The organism is Collinsella sp. AM33-4BH, from assembly GCF_003469205.1.
Classification (GTDB): Bacteria; Actinomycetota; Coriobacteriia; order Coriobacteriales; family Coriobacteriaceae; genus Collinsella.
In genome coordinates this window covers 1-5223 of sequence record NZ_QSIN01000023.1, presented here as the reverse complement: position 1 = coordinate 5223, position 5223 = coordinate 1, and the positions used below count along the sequence as shown (strand labels likewise).

The window sequence follows — 5223 nt, the reverse complement described above, 5'->3', positions numbered from 1 at the left end:
GAGGCCGCCATGGCGGCGATCCCCGCGGCGCTCCGCGCGGGGCGCGTCTTCTCCGCGGAGGCGGTTCCCCTGTGCGCCGGGACCGCCTGCGCGTGCGGCGCGCTCCTCGCCTGGGCCCGCTCACTGGGGACCAAGGGGGCCCGGCGCGACGGCGAGGAGCACGGTAGCTCCAGGTGGGCCACGCGCAAGGACATCGCGCCCTTCGGCGACCCCAAGGACCCCGACAACAACATCATCCTCACCGACAACGCGCGCATCCGCCTCGTGAGCCGCAGGTTCGACCTCTCCACCGACACCAACGACAACGTGCTCGTGGTGGGAGGACCCGGCACCGGCAAGACGCGCTACTACGTCAAGCCGAACCTCCTGCAGGCCAACGCCAGCTTCTTCGTGACCGACCCGAAGGGCACGCTCATCCGCGAGATGGGCGGCGCGCTGGCGGAGCTCGGCTACGAGATCCGCGCGTTCGACACCATCGACTTCACGCGCTCCATGCGCTTCAACCCCATAGCCTACATACGCGACGAGGCGGGCGTCATCCGCTTCGCCCGCGGCATCGTCGCCAACACCGAGGGCGACGCCGACCACAAGGGCGACCCCTACTGGGAGAAGGCCGAGCGCCTGGTCTACACCGCGCTCACGGCCTACCTCGTCATGCACTGCGAGCCCGCCGACCGAAACCTCGACGGGCTGCTCACGCTGCTCTCGCTCGCCGACGCCCGCGACGACCCGGGCTACATGAGCCCGCTCGACATGGTGTTCCGCGAGCTGGAGACCGGCGAGCGCTACGTCAGGCGCGGCGGCGCCTCGGCGGCGGGCGGATCGCTGCGCGGCTTTTCCGAGGAGGACGGCGCGTGGGAGTGGGTCAAGGTCCGCGAGCCCGCGCCGCCCGACGACTTCGCGCTCGCGAGCTACCGCGAGTTCCGCGTGGCCGCCGGCGACACCATGAAGTCGATGCTCTCGAGCTGCAACGTCCGCCTGAAGCCGCTTTCCATCCGCGCCGTGCGCGACCTCACCTCCAAAGACGAGCTCGACCTCGCCCACATGGGCGACGAGGGCGCCAAGGTCGCGCTCTTCGCGTCTATGAGCGACACCGACTCGACCTTCGACTTCCTGTTCGCCCTGCTCATGGATACGGCCGTGAGCGCGCTTTGCGCCGAGGCGCTCGAGGCGCACGGCGGCTCGCTGCCCACGACGGTGCACTTCGTCTTCGACGAGTTCGCCAACATCGGGCGCATACCCGACTTCGAGCGGACCATCGCCGTCACCCGCAGCAGGAACATCGCCGTCTCGATGATCGCCCAGTCGCTCTCGCAGCTGAAGGAGACCTACGGCGACAACAACGCCGAGACCATCGTGAACGCCTGCGACACGCTGCTCTACCTGGGCGGCAAGGCGAACGAGACCAACGAGGAGATCAGCAAGATGGCCGGCAAGCAGACGGTGGCGAGCGAGACGCAGAGCGACTCGCGGGGCGCCGGCTGGACCCGGACCGTGAACCGCGGCATCTCCGAGCGCGACCTCATACAGCCCGCCGAGGTGGCGCGCATGCCGCGCGAGGACGCGCTCGTGCTCGTGAACGGCTGCATGCCGCTCATGGACCGGAAGTACCGGCTCGAGCGCCACCCGCGCTCGCGCCTGCTCGAGGAGGCCACGCGCCGCGGCCCGTTCGACTTCGCGGAGTACCGCAGGCGGAAGGACGGCGCCTCGTGACGGGGCCGCGGAGGGCGCGGGCCTCCCCCGCCGCGGGGGAGGAGCAGCAAGGAACATCGTCAACCGAAAGCAAAGGAGAGCAGCATGCTCGCAAACGTCATCAAGCTCGTGTCGGGCTGCGTGACCTTCCTCGGCGGCTTCCTGGTCGTGTGGGGAGCGGTCTCGCTCGGCCTGGCCATCAGGGAGCAGCAGGGCGGCCCGCAGATCGCGACCGCCATTTCCACCATCGCCGGCGGCGCGATCATCATCGCCGCGTCGGTCTACTTCGGGCAGCTGGACACGTCCTGGCTGCCGGCATAGGGGGCGTCGCGGATGGCGCTCCGGATACCGGTGCAGAAGGACATCGGGGAGTACGAGGAGAAGATCGTCGGGAAGATGAGCCTGCGCACGCTCGCATGCGTGTCGCTCGGCTTCGGCAGCGCGGTCGGGGCGGCGGCCTTCGTCCACCTGGGCCTGCGCGCAGACGTCGCGGACGCGGCCTTCCCGATCATGCTCTGCAGCATGCCGTTCTGGCTCGCCGGGTTCTGGCGGCCCTTCGGCATGCGCGCCGAGGAGCTGCTGCCGCTTTTGGCGGCCCACGAGCTCTCCCCGCAGCTGCTCGCGTACGAGCCCTGCCTCGCCGGGAGCCTCCCCGAGGGCTCGCCGCGCCCGGGCCGCCCGGGACGTCGCGCGAGGCGCAGGGCAAGGAAGAAAGGAGCCGAGCTCTATGAGCCGAGCAAGAAGCAACAAGGAGAATAGGCCGAAGCGCCCGAGCACCCTCGGGCTGCTCCTCGGCGGCACGGGCGGGCGCAAGGACGCCTCGAAGGGCGCGGAGGCCGAGCGGCAGAGGCGCCGCCGGGAGCGCGACCGCTCGCGCGAGATGGCCGCCTACGTCGGCTACGACGCCATGTACAGGGACGGCATCGCCCAGGTGATGCCCGGGGTGTTCAGCCAGACGGTCGAGTTCTCCGACATCAGCTACCAGTCCGCGCGCAAGGAGGCGCGCGAGACGGCCTTCACCGTGATGAGCTCGCTGTTCAACTACTTCCCGGCGGACTCCCACGTGCAGCTCCAGGTAGTGAACGCGCCCATCCCCGCCGACGAGGTCGGCCGCAAGGTCTTCTTCGAGCCCGGGGAGCGCGCCACCGCCGGGCTCGCCGAAGAGTACAACCGGATCCTCAACGACAAGATGCGCGAGGGCGTCTCGAACCTCGTGCGCCACCGCTACCTGACCTACGCCGTGGGCGCCGACGACGTCGACGCCGCGGTGCCCAAGCTCGCGCGCATCCGGGGCGACGTGGAGCAGACGCTCGCGCGCATACGCTGCTCGTCGCGCGCCCTCGACGGCGTCGAGAGGCTCGAGCTTTTGCAGGGGCAGCTGCGCCCGGGGTCGCGCTTCGAGTTCTCCTGGGACAAATTGTCCCCGACGTCGGGCGCGCGCACGAAGGACTTCGTCATGCCCTCCACGCTCGACTTCAAGCCCGAGGGCAGGTCCGACTGCTTCCGCAGCGACGGGCGCTACGGCGCGGTGCTCGCGGTGCGCAGCTTCGGGTCGGTCATCGAGGAGACCTACCTCGCCTCCATCATCGACCTGCCGCTGCCGCTCAACGTGACGCTGCACGTGCAGCCCATCGCGCAGAGCGAGGCGCTCGCGCTCGTGAAGCGCCAGATCGACTGGATGGACAAGGAGATCATCGACGAGCAGATGAGCGCCGTGAAGAAGGGCTACGACTACCAGATCCTGCCGCCCGAGCTGCGCTTCTCGAAGGAGGAGGCCGAGGAGCTGCTCGACTTCCTGCGCAACAAGTCCGAGCGCCTGTTCGTCTACACGGGCCTCGTCTACACCTGGGCCGACAGCCTCGAGGAGCTCGACCGCCGCGTCCAGCAGGTGACGAGCGTCGCGCAGGGCTGCACGATCGGCCTCGAGCCGCTCCACTTCCGGCAGCGCCAGGCTCTCAACTCGGTGCTCCCGCTCGGGGACAACCACGTCACCGTGAGCCGCTACCTCACCACGGGGCAGGTGGCCATGCAGATGCCCTTCGCGAGCCAGAGCCTCGACGAGGCGGGCGGAGGCTACTACGGGCAGTCCAGGGAGAGCGGGAACCTGGTGCTGTGCGACCGCAAGCGCCTGGCGAGCCCCATGGGCTTCGTGTGCGGCAAGCCCGGATCGGGCAAGAGCTTCTCGGTGAAGCGCGAGATAACCAACACCGTGCTCGCGCACCCCGAGGACGAGGTCGTGATCTTCGACCCGGCCGGCGAGTACGGCAACCTCGTCGGCGCGCTCGGCGGTGCGAACGTCGAGCTCGCCCCGGGATGCTCGGCGGTGCTCAACCCCCTCGACACCGCCGACGTCGCGGACCGCGCCGACGCCGCCAAGCTCGCGTACAAGACCGACGCGGTGCTCGCGCTCTCGAGCGCGCTCATGGCCGAGGGCCGCGAGGGCCTGCCGGAGCGCGACCGCTCGATCATCGCCCGCTGCGTCGGCGAGGCGTACCGGGAGTGCGCGAGGGACGGCCGCCTGCCCACGCTCGGCGACTTCCACGCGGCGCTGCTCGCTCAGCCCGAGCCCGAGGCCGCCGACATCGCGCTGCGCTACGAGCGCTACGTGAAGGGCGCGTTCTCCTTCTTCAACGGCCAGAGCAACGTGGCGCTCGACAACCGCATCACCAACATCGACATGCACGGCCTCGGCCAGAACATGCGCGTGTTCGGCATGATCACGGCGCTCGAGATGGTGCGCAACCGCGTGATGGTAACGCCGCCGCGCCCCAACTACACCTGGCTCTACATCGACGAGGTGCAGAGCCTCTTCGCGCACCCGACGGTGGTCGAGTACTTCGCCCGCCTGTGGCGCGAGGGGCGCAAGTTCGGCCTCATCTGCACCGACATCAGCCAGAACACGAGCCACATGCTGGCCAACGCCGAGGCCCGCGACATGGTGCTCAACTCCGAGTTCTTCCTGCTGCACAAGCAGTCCACCGCCGACCTCGACGCATGGGCGGAGATGCTCCAGCTCTCCGCCACGGAGCGCGGCTACATCGGCGACGCCGTCAAGCCCGGCGAGGGCCTGCTCATCAGCGCCGGGATCCGCGTGCCCATCACCGACGACTTCCCGAAAGGCCCGCTCTACGACCTGTGGAACACCAAGCCCGCAGAGGTCGCCGAGCGCGAGATGCGCCGGGCGGCGCGAGAGGCGGAGGAATAGGAATGGCCGGCCCGAGCGAGGGCGGCGGGATGCTCGAGGTGGTCGGGGCGCAGCGCCGCGACGTGCTCACCGCGGGCGACGTCGCGGAGACCGAGCGCGACGCCCTGGGAAACGTCTCGGAGGGTGCCGGCCCGCTCGACGAGGCGGGAGGCCCCGCCGCAACGGCGAAGGGGCGCCCTTCCAGGCCCGACGCGCGAGAAGGCGGGCTCGGGGACAAATTGTCCCAACCAGCCGGCGACCGGCGCGCGGCGGCCGCGATGCGCTCGCGCGTCGATGCGGCGAAGCTGGCGATCGCCCGGGAGGCCGTCTCCCAGCTCGACGACTCG

At 70.1% G+C, this 5223-nt stretch carries 4 protein-coding genes and 1 pseudogene; all 5 read left to right on the top strand.

All coding sequences use genetic code 11. From position 1 onward, the window contains the following. Positions 1-9 precede the first annotated feature (9 nt). Positions 10-1713, top strand: a complete 1704-nt coding sequence (locus tag DW821_RS10015) for a VirD4-like conjugal transfer protein, CD1115 family (protein WP_370221273.1) — start codon at positions 10-12, stop codon at positions 1711-1713. Positions 1714-1797: 84 nt separating this feature from the next. Continuing rightward, a complete protein-coding gene (locus DW821_RS10010; RefSeq protein ID WP_006234636.1) occupies positions 1798-2013 on the top strand; it encodes a hypothetical protein in 216 nt (71 codons plus the stop codon). 12 nt (positions 2014-2025) lie between these two features. Beyond that, positions 2026-2451, top strand: coding sequence for a PrgI family protein (locus tag DW821_RS10005; protein ID WP_099432729.1), 426 nt, complete (start codon positions 2026-2028; stop codon positions 2449-2451). Continuing rightward, positions 2420-4897 carry a VirB4-like conjugal transfer ATPase, CD1110 family gene (locus tag DW821_RS10000; protein WP_118066730.1) on the top strand — a complete coding sequence of 826 codons (2478 nt, stop codon included), beginning with the start codon at positions 2420-2422 and terminating at the stop codon, positions 4895-4897. The genes DW821_RS10005 and DW821_RS10000 overlap by 32 nt, the downstream gene beginning before the upstream one ends. Positions 4898-4899: 2 nt before the next feature. Beyond that, a pseudogene (locus DW821_RS09995) lies at positions 4900-5223 on the top strand (hydrolase Nlp/P60); the annotation flags it as partial.

Bases quoted from the DNA above. Each gene is read 5' to 3' on its own strand.
- DW821_RS10015 (WP_370221273.1), top strand. From the start codon at position 10: ATGGCGGCGATCCCCGCGGCGCTCCGCGCGGGGCGCGTCTTCTCCGCG.
- DW821_RS10010 (WP_006234636.1), top strand. From the start codon at position 1,798: ATGCTCGCAAACGTCATCAAGCTCGTGTCGGGCTGCGTGACCTTCCTC.
- DW821_RS10005 (WP_099432729.1), top strand. From the start codon at position 2,026: ATGGCGCTCCGGATACCGGTGCAGAAGGACATCGGGGAGTACGAGGAG.
- DW821_RS10000 (WP_118066730.1), top strand. From the start codon at position 2,420: ATGAGCCGAGCAAGAAGCAACAAGGAGAATAGGCCGAAGCGCCCGAGC.